General features: G+C 60.5%; 18 protein-coding genes and 3 pseudogenes. 10 read left to right on the top strand and 11 right to left on the bottom strand.

Translation table 11 applies throughout. The features are described 5' to 3' along the window. Together AAFX91_RS28695 and AAFX91_RS28690 are read right to left on the bottom strand one after the other, a co-directional pair. Positions 1-1,236 (bottom strand): molybdopterin-dependent oxidoreductase (locus AAFX91_RS28695; RefSeq protein WP_394568885.1); only part of this gene is annotated, 1,236 nt, incomplete at its 3' end. Between the two features lie 11 nt (positions 1,237-1,247). Beyond that, positions 1,248-1,541, bottom strand: a complete 294-nt coding sequence (locus AAFX91_RS28690) for a hypothetical protein (protein WP_394568884.1) — start codon at positions 1,539-1,541, stop codon at positions 1,248-1,250. Between the two features lie 144 nt (positions 1,542-1,685). On the opposite strand from AAFX91_RS28690, the gene AAFX91_RS28685 reads away from it, so the two are divergent. After that, positions 1,686-1,928, top strand: a complete 243-nt coding sequence (locus AAFX91_RS28685) for a hypothetical protein (protein WP_394568883.1) — start codon at positions 1,686-1,688, stop codon at positions 1,926-1,928. 48 nt (positions 1,929-1,976) lie between these two features. Here AAFX91_RS28685 and AAFX91_RS28680 read toward each other — a convergent pair whose 3' ends face one another. From AAFX91_RS28680 to AAFX91_RS28665, 4 genes are all read right to left on the bottom strand, one after another. After that, positions 1,977-2,948, bottom strand: coding sequence for an MBL fold metallo-hydrolase (locus tag AAFX91_RS28680; RefSeq protein WP_394568882.1), 972 nt, complete (start codon positions 2,946-2,948; stop codon positions 1,977-1,979). Beyond that, entirely contained in the window at positions 2,942-3,406 is a 465-nt protein-coding gene (locus tag AAFX91_RS28675; RefSeq protein WP_394568881.1) for an ABC transporter substrate binding protein, read from the bottom strand. Before AAFX91_RS28675 ends, AAFX91_RS28680 begins: the two co-directional genes overlap by 7 nt. A gap of 283 nt (positions 3,407-3,689) precedes the next feature. Further along, on the bottom strand, positions 3,690-3,992 hold the full coding sequence (locus AAFX91_RS28670; protein WP_394568880.1) for a hypothetical protein: 303 nt from the start codon (positions 3,990-3,992) through the stop codon (positions 3,690-3,692). Positions 3,993-4,123: 131 nt separating this feature from the next. After that, positions 4,124-5,302, bottom strand: coding sequence for an alkene reductase (locus AAFX91_RS28665; RefSeq protein ID WP_394568879.1), 1,179 nt, complete (start codon positions 5,300-5,302; stop codon positions 4,124-4,126). 84 nt (positions 5,303-5,386) lie between these two features. Between AAFX91_RS28665 and AAFX91_RS28660 the strand changes: the two genes are divergently transcribed. Continuing rightward, complete coding sequence (locus AAFX91_RS28660; protein WP_394568878.1) at positions 5,387-5,839, top strand: winged helix-turn-helix transcriptional regulator; 453 nt, start codon at positions 5,387-5,389, stop codon at positions 5,837-5,839. A 71-nt stretch (positions 5,840-5,910) separates the two neighbouring features. On the opposite strand, the pseudogene AAFX91_RS28655 reads toward AAFX91_RS28660, so the two are convergent. From AAFX91_RS28655 to AAFX91_RS28640, 4 genes and pseudogenes are all read right to left on the bottom strand, one after another. After that, positions 5,911-6,886, bottom strand: a pseudogene (locus AAFX91_RS28655) (nitrilase-related carbon-nitrogen hydrolase). 67 nt (positions 6,887-6,953) lie between these two features. Further along, complete coding sequence (locus AAFX91_RS28650) at positions 6,954-7,379, bottom strand: MarR family winged helix-turn-helix transcriptional regulator (RefSeq protein ID WP_245287694.1); 426 nt, start codon at positions 7,377-7,379, stop codon at positions 6,954-6,956. A 240-nt stretch (positions 7,380-7,619) separates the two neighbouring features. Next, on the bottom strand, positions 7,620-8,033 hold the full coding sequence (locus tag AAFX91_RS28645; RefSeq protein WP_394568877.1) for a cupin domain-containing protein: 414 nt from the start codon (positions 8,031-8,033) through the stop codon (positions 7,620-7,622). 20 nt (positions 8,034-8,053) lie between these two features. Continuing rightward, positions 8,054-8,752, bottom strand: coding sequence for an alpha/beta fold hydrolase (locus AAFX91_RS28640; protein WP_394568876.1), 699 nt, complete (start codon positions 8,750-8,752; stop codon positions 8,054-8,056). 163 nt (positions 8,753-8,915) lie between these two features. Between AAFX91_RS28640 and AAFX91_RS28635 the strand changes: the two genes are divergently transcribed. Continuing rightward, positions 8,916-9,749, top strand: a complete 834-nt coding sequence (locus AAFX91_RS28635; RefSeq protein ID WP_394568875.1) for a winged helix-turn-helix transcriptional regulator — start codon at positions 8,916-8,918, stop codon at positions 9,747-9,749. 263 nt (positions 9,750-10,012) lie between these two features. On the opposite strand, the pseudogene AAFX91_RS28630 reads toward AAFX91_RS28635, so the two are convergent. Further along, positions 10,013-10,135 (bottom strand): annotated as a pseudogene (locus AAFX91_RS28630) (Fic family protein); the annotation flags it as partial. Here AAFX91_RS28630 and mobF point away from each other — a divergent pair. The 7 genes and pseudogenes from mobF to AAFX91_RS28595 all read left to right on the top strand — a co-directional run bounded on the left by mobF (position 10,118) and on the right by AAFX91_RS28595 (position 15,564). Beyond that, the gene (gene mobF / locus AAFX91_RS28625; RefSeq protein WP_394568874.1) at positions 10,118-11,182 is read left to right on the top strand and encodes a MobF family relaxase; all 1,065 of its coding nucleotides are present in this window, start codon (positions 10,118-10,120) and stop codon (positions 11,180-11,182) included. The pseudogene AAFX91_RS28630 and the gene mobF overlap by 18 nt on opposite strands. Next, positions 11,128-11,565 (top strand): hypothetical protein, encoded by a 438-nt coding sequence (locus tag AAFX91_RS28620; protein ID WP_394568873.1) that lies wholly within the window; start codon positions 11,128-11,130, stop codon positions 11,563-11,565. Before mobF ends, AAFX91_RS28620 begins: the two co-directional genes overlap by 55 nt. Before the next feature lie 35 nt (positions 11,566-11,600). After that, a complete protein-coding gene (locus tag AAFX91_RS28615) occupies positions 11,601-12,812 on the top strand; it encodes an AAA family ATPase (protein WP_394568872.1) in 1,212 nt (403 codons plus the stop codon). A gap of 490 nt (positions 12,813-13,302) precedes the next feature. Continuing rightward, complete coding sequence (locus tag AAFX91_RS28610; protein ID WP_394568871.1) at positions 13,303-13,572, top strand: hypothetical protein; 270 nt, start codon at positions 13,303-13,305, stop codon at positions 13,570-13,572. A 23-nt stretch (positions 13,573-13,595) separates the two neighbouring features. Further along, positions 13,596-13,964: a hypothetical protein gene (locus tag AAFX91_RS28605; protein WP_394568870.1), complete on the top strand. Its 369-nt coding sequence runs from the start codon at positions 13,596-13,598 to the stop codon at positions 13,962-13,964. 52 nt (positions 13,965-14,016) lie between these two features. Beyond that, positions 14,017-14,508: pseudogene (locus AAFX91_RS28600) on the top strand (recombinase family protein); the annotation flags it as partial. A 36-nt stretch (positions 14,509-14,544) separates the two neighbouring features. Continuing rightward, positions 14,545-15,564, top strand: coding sequence for a recombinase family protein (locus AAFX91_RS28595; RefSeq protein WP_394568886.1), 1,020 nt, complete (start codon positions 14,545-14,547; stop codon positions 15,562-15,564). Positions 15,565-15,637: the final 73 nt, after the last annotated feature.

Below are 15,637 nucleotides of genomic sequence, written 5' to 3'. Positions count from 1 at the left end.
CGTCGTCACATCGAGGCCGAGATCGGTCGCGCCCTGCACGTTGGTGTGGCCGCGGAAGATGTTGGCGCCGGCGCCGGCCATGCCGACATTGCCGGTGGCAAGCAGCAGAATGCAGCTCGCACGGACATTCGCCGTGCCGGTCGCGAACTGGGTCTGCCCCATCGCCCAGATCAGGGTTGCGGGCTTTTCCTTGGCGAAAAGTTCGGCGATGTGCTTGACCTGCGCTTCAGGCAGACCTGTGACGCGTTCAACTTCGGTGGGCGTCCACTTCGCCACAGCTTTGCGGATTTCGTCGACGCCATATACCCGCTGACGCAGATATTCCTTGTCCTCCCAGCCGTTCTGGAAAATGTGCCAAAGCATGCCGAAGATCGTCGCGATATGAGTGCCGGGACGCACGCGGACATATTCGGTTGCGTGCGCGGCGGTCCGTGTCATGCGCGGATCGATGACGATCATGTTGGCGCGGTTCAGTTCCTTGCCCTCAAGGATATGCTGAAGCGAAACCGGATGTGCCTCAGCAGGATTGCCGCCCATGATCATAATGGTCTTGGCATTGCGGATATCATTGTAACTGTTCGTCATCGCGCCAAAGCCCCAGGTATTGGCTACGCCGGTGACCGTAGTGGAATGACAGATACGCGCCTGATGATCGGAATTATTGGTTCCCCAGAAGGCGGCGAACTTGCGATTGAGATAGGCAGCTTCGTTGGTGAACTTGGCCGATCCCAACCAGTACACCGAGTCCGGTCCAGACTTCTGGCGAATCTCAAGCAGCTTGTCGCCGATTTCGTCGATCGCCTTTTCCCAGGAAAGCCGCACCCATTGACCGTTGACGAGCTTCACGGGGTAGCGCAAGCGGCGCTGGCCTAGTACGTCGTCACGCACCGCCGCGCCTTTGCAGCAATGCGAGCCGCGATTGATCGGGCTATCGTAGTCCGGCTCCTGGCCGATCCACACGCCATTTGCGACGAGTCCGATAACCGAGCAACCGACCGAACAATGGGTGCAGACATTCTTGCGAGTTATAACCGCGGCCCCCGCGGGAGGTGGCGGGCCAGCCTCGGCTTTGCGCGTGCCGCCGAGCGGGAGATTGCCAAGCGCGGCCAGCGCTCCGGCGGTGACGCCGGAGCGCTTCAGGAACGTCCGACGATCCAAGTCATTACTTGTTTCACCCGCCTGCGCGGCGGCAAGCCTTCCGCGATACCGATAACCTTCCGTCCTCTTGATCAACATGGACGTCTCCTTTATCGGGTCGGATAACTGTTGACGCGGTAGAAGTGTCTGAGCTCCGTGGAGCTGGCCCGGTAGCGCGCCTTGCGCTTGTCTTTGAGATCGACGGATTTGGCGGCAGTCCGTTCAGGCACCACGGCGCTCGCGGCCGCTGCTCCAGCGCCGGCAATAGCAAAGCTCAGCAGATCGCGCCGGCGGATAATTGTGTTGAGGCGTTCCTTCATGAAGGCCGCACTCCTCACTCGAGCTGCGACGCCATCGCCCGCACGCAGCTCGCCTTTGACTTCGCTGAAGAATTTATCACGCAAGTACCACGCTTTCAATCGCTCCAAGGAGGGGCGGTTACGGCCGCGCGAAATTTTTTCTCGTGAAGGCATCCAATAGAGGCCCGAAGCGTTAGGTAGCCTCGAAGATGTAGCCAGACTATTCTGCCTTGAGACGCATTCAGATGTATGCTCGACTTCACGGTGCACGGGCGGAGTAACCACGATGGCGCGCAGAAGCACGACGCAACGAAGCAAGAATCCTCTCTGGTACCCGACAAGATGTCGGTAGCGATGATCGTCAACGGTGTCGAAACTCAACTCAAAGTCACGCCATGGACCACGCTCCTCGACGTGCTGCGCGACCATCTGGATCTGACCGGCACCAAGAAGGGTGAAGCAGCCATGTCACAAACTCCCTTGGTAGGCTAAAGCAAAGCGAAGGGCGCATCTCATTTGTTGATGAACTAAGCGACGACGTCATACTCCTTCGTAGACAAGCCGAGTAAAGAAATCGGCGTCGATGACGAACTGTCCCCACTTCGCGTCGAAGGCTGCGGTTGGCTTCGCAACTACGACCTCTTCTCGGGACTTGCCCTGCTTTTTTAAATTGGCCACCTTGTCTCGGATGGTCATGAGCATATCCCTGCATTCTTTGAGTTCAGCTTTATTGCTGACGGGTTTGCCGTGGCCAGGAATGATGATCGTATCGTCAGCCACGCGGGCAAGATTCTCCTCCGTTGCCGTGATCGTCCCGTCGATGCTTCCACCCGTGGAATAGTCGATAAACGGATAGATCCCGTTCCAGAACGTGTCTCCCGTATGCAAGACGTTTGCCTCAGAGAACAAGACCGAGATGTCACTGTCCGTGTGGGCTGGCCCATAGTGCTTAAGCTCGATCGTCTGTCCATTAAGCTTCAGCGTCTTCTCTTTGTCGAAGACTTCGCTTGGAATCGCGCCAGGGGGCGACGGAATGAAGTTATAATCCCAGTCTTCGACCCGCTGGATTTCGCTGAGATGCTTCTTCGTATTGCTATGCGCAACAATCTTGGCGCCGATCGAATGAAGCCATTCGTTGCCGTCGGCATGATCGAAGTGCCAATGCGTGTTCACGAGATGAGTGACATGGCGGGCGCCAAGATCAGCAAGAGCCTTCGTCATTTGGCGCCGCGACACGGAGATGCCCCCGTCGATGAGGACTTTGCCATCAGGACCGGTCAAGACTGCGACGTTCCCGCCGGAGCCTTCCAGCGTGCTGATATTGTTTCGCAGCTTGTGAGTGGTGATCGGAGACGCGGCCGCACTGTCTTTGATCAGGCTAACGAGGCCCCTCGCCTCGGCGAACGCTTGGCGTGGGGTTAGCCAGCCACCTGTGGCGGTGAACGTTGCGCCCGCTATGCAGCAGAGGCAGAAGCCACGGCGGGACATCGTGAGGTTATGCGGTGTTACCATGAGGAGTTCCTCCGTAACGCGGGACAATGGGTTTGTTGACGTCGGGGACGGTTAAGGCTGGCGACCAACCCAAGTTGCACCGGGTCGCCGCCGACGAAGAAGACTATTGGGATCGTCGTGGTTGAGGCCTTCGCGGCCAGGGCAGCCGCGGATTGCCGGATGCTGCTAAGACGGTTGATCCTACGGCTGACCAGCTCGCTGGCCAGCTTGGGCAATCGCTCAGTCTGGTATTCGGCCCAGCGATATTCGATTGTTGCGTCGCGTCCCTCGATAATTCCGGCTTCTGCAAGGCCCTGGCTGAATGAACGGACGCGAGGGTTCACCAACTGCGCGGAGCCGTAGCCGAGAAATCCAATTACCGGCAATGATTGCTGCTGCGCCCGCACCGCCAGCGGCCATGTTGCCACACTGACGACGACAAGGCCGATGACGCGCCGTCTTCCTATGGTGGTTGCCATGAAGACCCTCCATCGAGGGAGATCGGAGCTTATCACGCAATGGAACTTGAAACACCTTTTCAATGAGAGCTGATGCTGCCCATGTCGCAGATGGGTCAAAATGCGAAGAACTCAGAGTGAGCAAATCTGGCCCGCTCCGCCCCAGTAAGCGGACCTCAATGAGGGGTGTCGCCACTTCGCTGATGGGCCACAAGCGGACTCAGGCATCGCAGCAAACATCAGGCAGAGCGTTTCCCGCAATCAATTTCGTGTACTTGGGTCGCAACAGTTTGGGTTGTAACCGTCACTGTGCGGGCACGAGCACCGGGGCGCCCTTGTCCTTGATGAAGAACACCAGAAATTTCGCCGGCTGGGTGCTGCTTGCGTTCCGGTCGAGGACATGAACATCGTCAGGGCCTTCATAGAAGGTCTGTCCGGTGTCAGTGTCACCTCTTGTCCACCCTTCAACTGCATCACGACGGAGCCCTCCAGCACGTAAACAAACGCATGTGCATTGTGTCGGCAGCGGCGAGCCGCGTTGAGAGCGCGCGGCCGATGCCTTTGCTGGCACCCGTGACGAGAAATGCCCGTTTTCAAGGGCGGCCAAGCGCACCTGATCCGCAATCACGGGGGAGATCAGGACGACCTCGCCAGCGTCGTGCGGCCGAGTTTCGTGGTCGACCAGCAGGGGTCCGCAGAACCGCCCGGCCCCAACACCTGCTCGACCTACCGCCGCGGTCAACCTGCCGCCGCGTGCAGCGCTACCGATCGATATGCAGAGAAGTCCGTGTAACCCACCTCGCCGCGTCGGGTGTAATAAGTTGATCGGTCGGCCTCGGCCAACGGCCAGCCGTGCTTGAGACGCTCAACAAGGTCCGGGTTTGCGATATACGGTCTGCCGAAGGCGATCAGGTCCACCAGCCCGGTGTCGAGCGAAGCTTGGGCGCGCTCGCGGTCCTTGAAGCCGCCACACCAGATGAAGGCGCCAGGAAACGCCGCCCGAGCCTTGGCAAGCAGAGCGTGGTCGAGGTACCGAGGTTTGAACTCCGCCGTCTCCATATTTCCTTCGGGCATAAGCTCGTAGAGCAGATGGATGTATGCCACGCCGCGACGCCCCAATTGCTCGGCAAGGTACAAAAACGTTTCCTCGACAAGCGGCTCCGGCGGCATGGAGTTGTACTTGCCGAACGGAGACAGGCGAACACCCACGCGCCCCTGACCGAATTCAGCCACCACTGCATCGACGACTTCCATCAGGAAGCGCGTACGATCTTCCATGCTGCCCCCGCCGTAGCGGTCGGTGCGCGTATTGAGCACTGAGTTCATGAACTGGTCGAACAGATAGCCGTTGGCTGCATGGAGTTCGACACCATCGAAACCGGCGTGCCGTGCATTGGCGGCGGCTTTGGCGAAGGTGCCCACCATGGCCGACACCTCATCCGTGCTGAGGGGCCTCGGCGTCTCCGCAGGCATATAACCCAACCGGCCGTCCGGGCCGTGGGCAAACACCGATGAACCCTCTGCCCGTTGCGCGGTGACACCCACCGGGGCCTGGCCGTTCGGCAGAATCGAGGAATGGGCCATCCTGCCGACGTGCCACAACTGCGGAAAGATCGTGCCGCCATGACGGTGAACCTCATCGGTCACCAGACGCCAGCCCTGCATTTGGGCTTCCGAGTGAATTCCGGGTGTCCTCGCGTAACCGTGGCTGGACTGATCCACGTCGGCGGCCTCGGTAATGATCAGACCGGCACTGGCCCGCTGGCCGTAATAGGTGGCGATCAGCTCGTTCGGGAGGTCACCATCGGTCGGGAGGTCGCCCTCAGACGTTCGCGTGCGAGTCATGGGCGGCATGACGATGCGGTTCTTCAGCGGAACAGTGCCGCCAAGCAGTTGAGATTCGAATAGGTCAGTCATAGCTTTTCCCTCGGTCGGTTGCCATCGAAGGTTTACTTTTCGGCAGCCGTGCCCATCTACACACCGTTTAGTCAGTGGTGGCGAATGAAGATCATGAAGAGACTGCCGGGCTTGCCGGCCGAGCGCGCGCTAGGCGTCTTTTCGGGACGTTGGAAGGCAGTCATCCTTCATGTGCTGTTGGATGGCCCGCAACGCACATGCGAGCTGGAACAGCGCATCACCGGCATCTCGCAGCTCGAGCAACTGCGAGCGCTTGAGGAACACGGAATGGTGAGCCGGCAGCCCAGCGCCGGACATCGTCAGGGCATCGAATACCTGCTCACCCCGCTCGGCGAAAGCCTGCGGTCCATCTTGGAGGCGGTCATCGAATGGGGAGCCCATCACGCCAAGGAGCTCGATGAGGTCCATAGGCTTCTGCCATGCGACGCTGTCGTTCGAGATCGCACTGTCCGAGAGGTTCAGGCGCATTCCTCATTACGTGAGCCCCGCGCGACACCGCGTCCAGGCGTATCGTTGTCGCGCATCCGCCGTCCATAACTCCCGATCGGAAAGGCCCTTCGTTAGCTGATCTTTTGCGCGACGCTGGCCCGTCAAACACATCGTCGACCTCATGCCTCGACAAACTCCTGAACCGAGGCTCCGCGACCATGCCCGCTGCGTTCATGAAGATGCTGCGTTGGGCTGCGGTCGATAAGCAAGCTGACCAGTTCCGGCCGGCTGTAATGACCGCGGGAATCCATCAGGCGTTTTCGCTGATCAATAAGCGAGAAGTCGAGATCCGCGATCACTTCACCCTCGCCCGAGCGAAGCGGCTCTTCAATCAATTGCCCATCCGGCGACACGATTGCGGTGAAGCAACCTCCCGAGATCGGCCATGCTGCAGCCAGTATCCTCCATGATTTGTGCCTGCTGGTCTGGGCTGAGCCAGGCGGTCGCATTGACCACGAAGCATGCCGATTCCAGCGCATGTTGCCGGATATTGACCTGCGTTTGTTCCGAGAACAGGTCGCCTGCAAACGAGCCGGGATACATTGAGGAATGAATCTGTTCGCCGTCGGCCATCAAAGCATAGCGCGCGAGCGGATTGTAGTGCTCCCAGCAAGCGAGCTGCCCGATACGCCCCACCGCGCTGTCGACAGCACGCAAGCCCGACCCGTCGCCCTGTCCCCAGATCATGCGCTCGTGGTAAGTTGGGGTAGTTTTCCTGCGGCGTTGAATCAGTGTTCCATCGGAGTCAAACAACAGTTGTGCGTTGTATAGGCTTCCTCCGTCACGCTCGTTGACGCCGATCGACGCGACCAAACCAGCTTGCCGGCACGCCTCGCCGATCGCGGTTGTAACTTCCGAGGGAACGGTGACCGCCTGATCGATCAACCGAAGATGTTCCTTACCGAGATTGAGCTGAAAAGCGGACTGCACGAACGAGAAGTAGGGATAGTACGGAATGATCGTTTCGGGGAACGTCGCGAACTGTACACCTTGACGTCCGAGCTCGGCGATTTTTTCAACTACTTTTCCCACCGTACCCTCACGGCTATATAGGACCGGACTGATTTGCACCGCGGCGGCTCTAACTTTACTCATGGATTGTACCTCCTTATGTTGTATCTACAACGGAATGGGCAAAAGGCTGCCTCTACGCGTCAAGCCGTCAGAGTCCCTTGGCAATACTCTTAACGGCCGCCACACCACTCTCGCCCAGCAGATCCTTTCCGAGCTTTTGGGCAGCGCGCCATGCTGGCGCGGCCTCGCTCAGCAGCTTTCTCCCTGCTTTCGTTATCGCGATTGCCCGGCCCCCCCGAGAATTGGAAGCCGCCGTTTCCATGATCCAGCCTTCTGACAGCATCAGCTGAAGATTTCGCGTTAGCGTCGATCTTTCCTGATGATTTTGCCGGCCGATCTCGGCGCGGCTCGCCTCTCCAAGCCGTGCGATGACGACCAGGAGAGAAAACTGAGGTGCGTTGATGCCGAATGGTCGAAGGTGCTGATCATAGATACTAGTGATAACCCGTGAAATCTGGCGCGTCCGCGTCAGTAGACACTCACGATTTATCTCGTTCGCCAAAGCGTCGATCATTTGCATTCCACTGCTATAACTCACTTAGATTAGTGTATATGCAACATAAATCAACGGATTGCTCTCCAAATCGTGAATATGTTCTCGCAGTCGTCCCACCCACTGGAACCATGGCCGGACCGGGCGCGCCAACGTGTAACCGACTTAGGCCAGTCGCGGATATACGGTACCCGACGGTGATTGAGCGCAAGAGACACGTCCTGTGCTGGCGCGCTTGATGATCAAGGCTGCGCGGGTCGATCACTTGCGGATGTCGATGTTCTTCTGCCCCCTTTCGACTTGGTCAATGACAAGCAACTTGACCGGCTCCAAGCCCTCAGCCCTGCCTGTGTGCCACCGCTCTATCGCCTCAACGACAAAGTCGCCAGGTCCGTAAACGTCGCTTCTACCGGTTGCGGTGTAGGTCACACGAAGCTGCCCGGACAAGACATACCCGTATCGCGGGTACTTGTGCTGATGTTCTGGCAGGACAGTGCCTGGACGGATCTCGTACACAGACACAGTCACCTGTGGGTCGTCTAGCGACAGGACAAGGGGTTGGTCAATCGCAGTTGTCGAAGTCGACAAAATCGGCTTCTCCACGATGCCATTCTCACCCGCTCGCAGCGGCGCCGCTAGTAGCATTATAACTGAACTTAGGTATGCAAACTTCATCGCAAGCTCCTGTCGAACTTTCACCGATGCTGTAGCAGCTGGGCCGTCAGCTCTTTTGGCATGTCGAGCATCACATCATGTCCGCACGCAAGCTCCGCCTGCCACCAGCGGCGCTCTCCTGCCTGGGTGAAAAATTGCCTGAATGGCCCCTCAAAGCCGGCCGCCAAAATGTATCCGATGGCTGGGACGCCATCGCAGGCCCCCCTGATCTGCGCCGGCACTTCAAAAGTGGACAACGGGTGCATCGTGCACTGTCGGTCCACCCACTCGGCATCTGCCGCGTTGACCGCGAACGACCGCGCCGGGGGTGGCGGGACCTTCCAACCATCGCCGTTGGCCACAGCCAGCTCCCGGTACCTCCTGCCGCTATCAGGCAAGTAGTCAAAAAGGGCTTTGCCGTTGTCAGGCACGAAAGCATCGAGATAGACAAGAGAGCGAACCCGGTCCGGCATACGGTCGGCAACGTGACGCGCGACGACTCCGCCGTAGGAGTGTCCCACCAGGACGATTTCGCGCAGGTCTTCAAAAATCATGAGGTTGGCGACATCTGCGATGTGGGTGTCGAGGCCGACATCGCGGCTCAAGAGATGCGAGCGTTCTCCAATGCCCGTCAGCGTTGGCGTAAATACCCGGTGCGCTTCCGACGCCAGCAGGCCGCGCACGCGACTCCAACACCAACTGCCATGCCACGCTCCGTGGATTAGGACGTAATCTGTCATTGCGATGTATTCCTTGCGATATCGGCGCCGAACACGAGACGACCTGAAGGTGAAAGGGACCGCGCAAATAGCGGCATCGCGCCGACATGTGGAGGAGGCGCCTCCTTCTGCCTAGTCTGTTTTTCATACTTGAAGTTGACCCGCGGGTGACTACATCGGGCACATGCCCGCTGGTTACGGTCAGTTCTGTCCGGTCGCAAAGGCATCGGAGATTTTCGCCAATCGCTGGACTCCGCTCATCGTGCGCGAGCTGATGGCTGGCGCGCTCTCCTTCAACGACATCCATCGCGGCGTGCCGCTGATCTCCCGGGCCGTCCTGGTCGCGCGGCTGCGTGAGCTGCAGAACCACGGTGTCATTGAACGCCGGCCGCGCACCGATGGGGTCGGTCGTGAGTACAGGCTCACGCCCGCCGGCGAGGACTTGCGGGCGGTGGTGGAAGCGCTCGGCCAGTGGGGAATGACGCACACCCATGACCGAATCAAACGTTCCGACCTTGATCCCGCCCTCCTGATATGGGGATTGCGCAGGCGTGTTGATCTGAGCGCGTTGCCGGATCGCCGGATCGTCCTGCGCTTCGAATTTTCAGGCGTGCCGGCGAGCCGTACGAAATTCCGAATCATGTGGCTGATCCTCAGACGATCCGGCGTCGACATCTGCATGAAGGACCCGGGATTTGCCGTCGATCTCACACTTCGCGGCAATATCCGTGATTACGTCGAAGTCTATCTTGGCCATACGAAATGGCGCTACGCGGCCAGCACTACGCTGCAGCTCGATGGCGATCTGCAGATTGCAAGAGCGTTTCCTGTCTGGCTGCGATTTGAAATGGTAAACGGCCGAAATGCTCCAGCCCCGCATTTGGCTGCTGGGCCTGCTCCCGTTCAGACCGATCACTCGGATCGGCTGCCGTCCCGGCCCCGCGGAATGCGGGCTCGGTCGCCCGGCGGTTCGCGCGCGACAGATCGCAGGCGCGCGTACGACTCGCGGTCACCGTAACGCCGTCCTTGGCTCGGTTGTTCGTCTATCCCTGGAGTGATCTCGAGCGGGGGCCCGCTGCAACCTCCCGGGGGACATCAGCCGCCCGTCTGGTTGTCTCGAGTCCCCCCGACTCTCATGGGCCAGCTAAGATGCGCGAACCAGCCCGACCTCGATTTCGCTCCGAGGACCGCTTCGGGTCAATCGCGTCGATCTTGCCGGCACGCGGCCAGGTCCGCCTTACGCTCTGCAGCCGGCGGGCGGACGAACGCCGGGCTTGGTCGGTATCGATGAATGCGTCCGTTGCCATCCTCGAATGGATGGATATAGACAAATCCGAACGCGAGCACCGCCGCCGCGATGACGGGATCGAGTTCGTTCTCCGCGACATGATCGAACGCGACCAATACCGCGCAGTTTCCCGTGCAATACGTTGCACGGTGGAGGCTTACGTGGTTGCGACGATCGCGGCCGGGACAACGGCTCGGTATTACAGCAAGCAGTCAGAGTATTATCTCGGCGCCGGTGAACCTACGGGCCGTTGGATTTCATCGACGAATAATTTCGGCGTCAGGCATGGCGCTGAAATCGACAATGCACTGTTTGAGCGGCTTCACGCGTCCCTCGACGCGGATGGACAACCCCTCCTCTCCAACAGCGGCGACACGGCGAAGCGAGTCGGCGGTATCGACCTGACGTTGTCCGCGCCGAAATCAGTGTCCGTCGTATTCGCCCTTGCTGATGACGAGACCCGTCGCGCCATCGAGAGGGCTCAGCAGGAAGCCTGCGAAGCAACGCTCGCCTTCCTGGAAAGGAACGCGGCATTCTGCCGTCGCGGCAAGAATGGCCATCGCTTGGAACGCGCCACGCTTACGGTCGCCACGTTCCAGCATGGGGAAGCGCGCCCGGTAGAGCACGATGATGGAAAGGTCTTTGCCGATCCCAACCTGCATACGCACGCAGTTTTACTAAATTTTTCATTGCGCCGGGATGGTACCGTCGGCGCGCTCGACGCGCGCCACCTGTTCGCGCACAAGATGGCTGCCGGCGCGGTGTACCATCTCGCACTCTCGTCAAATCTAAAAAAACTTGGATTCGAAATCGGCGAGATCGACAAGAACGGCACCTTCGAAATCGTCGTTCCGCAGATGCGGAAAGGCGGCGAACAATCCACAAACCTCGCCAAGAGCTTTGTGACGTTGCAGCGGCACCTGTCCGGACGTCGCAAGGAAGTCGAACAGGCCATCGCTGCGGAAGGGCTGTCGACGGCGGACGCACCCGCACTGGCGGCGGCCATCGCACTCGGCACGCGTTCGTCGAAGCAGGAGGAGCGCACCACCGATCGCTTCGAATTGTGGGCCGAGCAGGCGCCGCGCCGTTCCTGGATGTCGAGCGGCTCATGGCGAGCCTCCGCACGCCGCGGACTTGGGATCCGGCTGAACAAGAGAAGGTGATCGCCGAATGCGTTGCGGCGGTGCCGTCGCAGCTCACCGAGCGTGAAAGCGTCTTTGAGCGGCGCCACTTGTACGCGGCGGTTGCAACCTCCCTGGTGGGCACCGGCGCCGACGCGATGCGCGTCGAGCAGGAAGTGGACCGTCTGATCCAGGCCGGGCGCATCGTCGAGCTTGGACGGGATGCCCTGGAGCAACCGGTCTATTCGACGCCAGAGCAGATCGCCATTGAGCGCGAGTTGGTCACGGTAGCCGAGCGCCTTGCGCGGGAGCACCGTGCGGCACCCGATCGGGAGTACGTGCTGCGGCTGTGCCGAGAGCGCGGACTGTCCGCAGAACAAACCCATGCTGCTCAGATGGCGAGAGCTCGGCCGCCGTCGCGGTGATTGAAGGCGCCGCCGGGTCGGGAAAGTCGACAACCTTGGCCGCGATCGTGGCGGCATATTCCCAAGACAACGCTGCCGGACTGCCATCAAAGCTTGCCGGGCCTCTGCGGGTGATCGGTACAAGCCAATCCTGGAAGGTCGCAAAGGAATTGCAGAGGCTCGGCATCGAGGCAATGGCCACCGACGCCTGGCTTGCCCGCACCAAAGAGCCGTTCCTGGATGCCAACACCGTGCTCGTTGTGGACGAGGCGGGCCTCTTGTCGTCCCGCCAGATGCTGGCGATCACCAAGAAAGCCGCAGAAGCTGGCGCGAAAATCATCGCAGTCGGCGATCGTGAGCAACTCGTTGCGTTGGGGGCAGGACCGGGACTGTCCATTCTCGCCAGCGTCACCGGGACCACTCGCGTCGACACCATCGTCCGGCAGCGCGAGGCCTGGATGCGCGCTGCGGTGACGGATTTCGCCAAGGGCCGCGAAGCAAGGCTTGGCGGCTTTCGAAGAGCGCGGCCTCCTGAATTTTGTCGTCGGCGAGCAGGCGACGGTCACGCGCCTCGTGGACGCCTGGGAGAACGCCCAACGGGCCGCGCCGCCCCCTCAATCCTGCTCATCGCCAAGACCAACGCGCAGGTGCGTGGCCTCAACGACGAGGTCCGCGTGCGACTGAGGCGCGACGGGCGCGTCCTGGGCGCGGATATAGTAGTAGCCGCGGTGACGCCGTCGGGCCATGGCCAGACCCTCGGCTTCGCGATCGGCGACCACATCCGATTCCTGGTCCGCCACGACCGTATCGGCGTCATCAACGGCACCACGGCCATGATTACCGGCATCGACGCCCGCGAGACGCAGGATCCGACCCTCGACGTCGACATCGCCGGACGTCAGGCCCGTTTCCGCGTGTCGGAGGTTGCTGACGAGCACGGCAGGGCGCGGCTCGGTCACGCCTACAGCACCACCATCTACGGCTCCCAAGGGTTGACCACCGATCAGGCCTTCGTCTGGGCTGGACCGGCGATGACACGGAACGAGGCGTATGTCGCCTTCTCGCGTGCGCGGGATCATCTCGAGATTTTTGCCGACATCCGCGAGATCGACGCACAAATTCGCCTCGATTTGCCGCTGCCCGAGCGGCTCCAGGCCACGATCACGCCAGAGCGACGGGTCGAGTGGTTTGCCGGCCGGCTCTCCGCGGCTAAAGGTCAAAACCTGCACGCTCGATCCGATGCTCGATCATGCTGTACGCGTCAATGAACGGGCGCCAGAGCGTGCGTCGCCGGCGCAGTACGAGCGTGGCTAGGTCGCACCCCAGAGCTCGCGACCCATGGGTTTGTTTCAAGCCGACCATTGGTATCGGTCACGCAATCGGAGTTGGCGAAAGCCTCCCGATGTTTTATCTAAAATCTGATCCTTACAACAACTGCCTGAACTTGCATCGACCGAAGACGGTCAGTCTTCTTCAATTGCTCTGCAACATGGTCCAACGAGCGCGATTATAGACAGCCTCCTTCGATGGAGGCTTTCGTGCTTACGACAATCGCAGCAGAGACAACGGCGAGCGGGTTCACCAAGCAGTCTGGGTATCATCTCGGCTGCCTTGAGCCCGCGAGTTGTTCGGTCTTGTCTCCGAACAATTTCGGCGAGCGTTGGCCGGCCAAGGCGCGCACCCGCGATCCGATGCCAGACCATGCTCTGCGGCTCGACGAGCACTCGCACGAGCGCGATCAATCCACGGAGTGCGGCCGTGGCTAAGTCGTGCATTCCAAAGAAGCGGTTACGCCCGCGAGAGACCGCCACGGCCGCGTTGCCGTCGGCGCCTGTCGCCATGCCGGCCAAGGCAACGCGGAATCGCGGCGCTTCCGCCAGCTTGCGTCCCTCCGACCCCGAGTTCTGGACCGTGATCAACGAGATCGCGGATCCGACACCGATCGCGCTCGCCGAGCTCGACGTCATCGCGCGCTACTTCTCGGCGGTGCTCGATGACGTCTTCGCGCCTGCCCGCAAGACGTCTTAAACCCCACCGAAAGGACCACCACCATGCCTGACCACGATCTTCCCCTCGACGCTAACACCATCATCCCCATGCGCGTTGAGGCCTTTGCCGAGTTCGCCGTCGAATCCGCGGTCTGGCTGGTGCGGGAATCGATGGATGCGATCGCCAACAAGACCGACTTCGATCCCGATCCGGAAAACTGCTTCAGGGTGCTGGGCCGGCTGCCCGCGATCCGTGAGCTGGAAGACCTGACGGAAGAGCAGCGTCACGACATGTTCGTAGAGGGCTTCCGTCACATTCCGAACGGCGCGCAGGAGACGTTCGAGTTGCTGCTGGCCAAACACAAGGCGCTGCTCTGGGAGGCCTTCCGGCACCACTGGAATGTGGTCGCAGACGAAGTGCCGCTTCCCTGATTTTAACCGTGCGGAGGAGTCAGGCGAATATCACTTCCCCTGATTCCTCTGCATGGCTAGACTCGTTCTTCTGTATCGCGTGAGGAATCTGCCGATGGCTCGCAAGCACCTTCAAGTCTCAGAAGCACCCGACAATGCCGCCGGGCCGCGGCCTCGCCATGTCCTGATCTATATTAGGGTCTCGACCGAAAAACAGTCCAACAACCAGCTCAGCCTCGATTCCCAAGAGGAGCATTTGATCGCGCGTTGTAAGCGCGATGGCGACCATATCGCCGGCATCTTCCGCGAAGAGGGTGAGTCCGCCACCAATATGAAGCGGCCGGCATTCGAGCAGATGATTGCGCGTGCGACCGACGGCACGCGCTCGGTCGACGCGATCATGGTGTACTCGTTTTCGCGGGCTTTCCGAAACCAGGTTGAGCAGGAGCTCACGGTTCAAACCCTGCGCAAGCACAAGGTTGAACTGATTTCGCATGCCGAGCCGCTGGCGAACGATGACACCGGTGACATGTTCAGGAAGTTCATTGGCATCGTCAACGAATACCAGTCTAAGGAGACAAGTCGTTCGACGATGCGAACGATGAAGGCCAATGCGCAGCTCGGCTATTCAAATGGCGGCACCATTCCCTTCGGCTACAAATCCGTCGACGCCGAGATCATCGGCAACAAGCAAAAGAAGAAGCTCGCCGTCGAGCTGGTCGAAGCGGAGATCGTGATCCGCGCTTTCGATCTGGCCAAGAACGGGGATGGCAGTAGCGGCCCGCTTGGAACGAAGAAGATCGCAGAGTGGCTGAACGCCCGCGGCTATCGCTCGCGCAACGGATCGCTGTTCGGGACCGGCACCATCCACGAAATGCTCACGCGGCGCGCCTACACCGGCGTGCGGAACTTCAACGAATTCGATCGGAAGGGCGACGGCGAGCGCAAGGCGCAGTCCGAGATCATCGAATACGAAATTCCGGTCATCATCGATCCCGCCATCTTCGAGGCGGTTCAGGCGCTGCTGGTGTCGCGCCGCCCGCGGTCTCGTGGGCCGCGGCTCGCCTCCGCGCCGTCCTTACTGGGCGGGCTTGTCCGCTGCGACTGCGCCAAGTCCTGCGCCCTGACGACCGCCACCGGCACCTCTCGGACGGGCGTCGTCTACAACTATTACAAGTGCATCCAGTCCATCAAAAAGGGGCATCATAAGCACGAAGGCGGCGCCTCCTGCAGCAACCGCAAGATTGCCCGGCCCGTCATCGAAAAGCTCGTGGTCGAGGCCCTGCTGGGCCAGCTCTTGCAGCCCGAACGGGTTACAGCCATCCTGACCACCCTCAAGGCTCGTCGTGACGACCGACAGGCCTCTGCGGACCGCCGTCTGGTCGACCTCGCCCGCCAGGTCTCCGACGCAGAAGAACGCCTCTCCCGCCTCTATGCCTCGATCGAGGCGGGCACCATCGACGGCACCGACCCGATGCTGAAGGAGCGCGTGGCCGCACTGAAGGCGACCCGGGACCGGGCCCTTGAGGCCCTCGATTATGCCAAGAAGTCCAGCGCCGTCCCGATCGAGATCGATCCTATCGCCATTGACCGCTTCACCCGCTTGATGCGCGAACAGTGAAATGGACCCCGATTGTGGGACCACGTGCTTAGTTGGAAGGGGCTGCTCCGTTTGATAGACGGAGCGCATGATG

It is taken from the genome of Bradyrhizobium sp. 31Argb (assembly GCF_043638955.1).
Taxonomy (GTDB): domain Bacteria; phylum Pseudomonadota; class Alphaproteobacteria; order Rhizobiales; family Xanthobacteraceae; genus Bradyrhizobium.
Note: the sequence above shows the minus strand (reverse complement) of the source record. Positions and strands in the feature narration are given on the sequence as shown.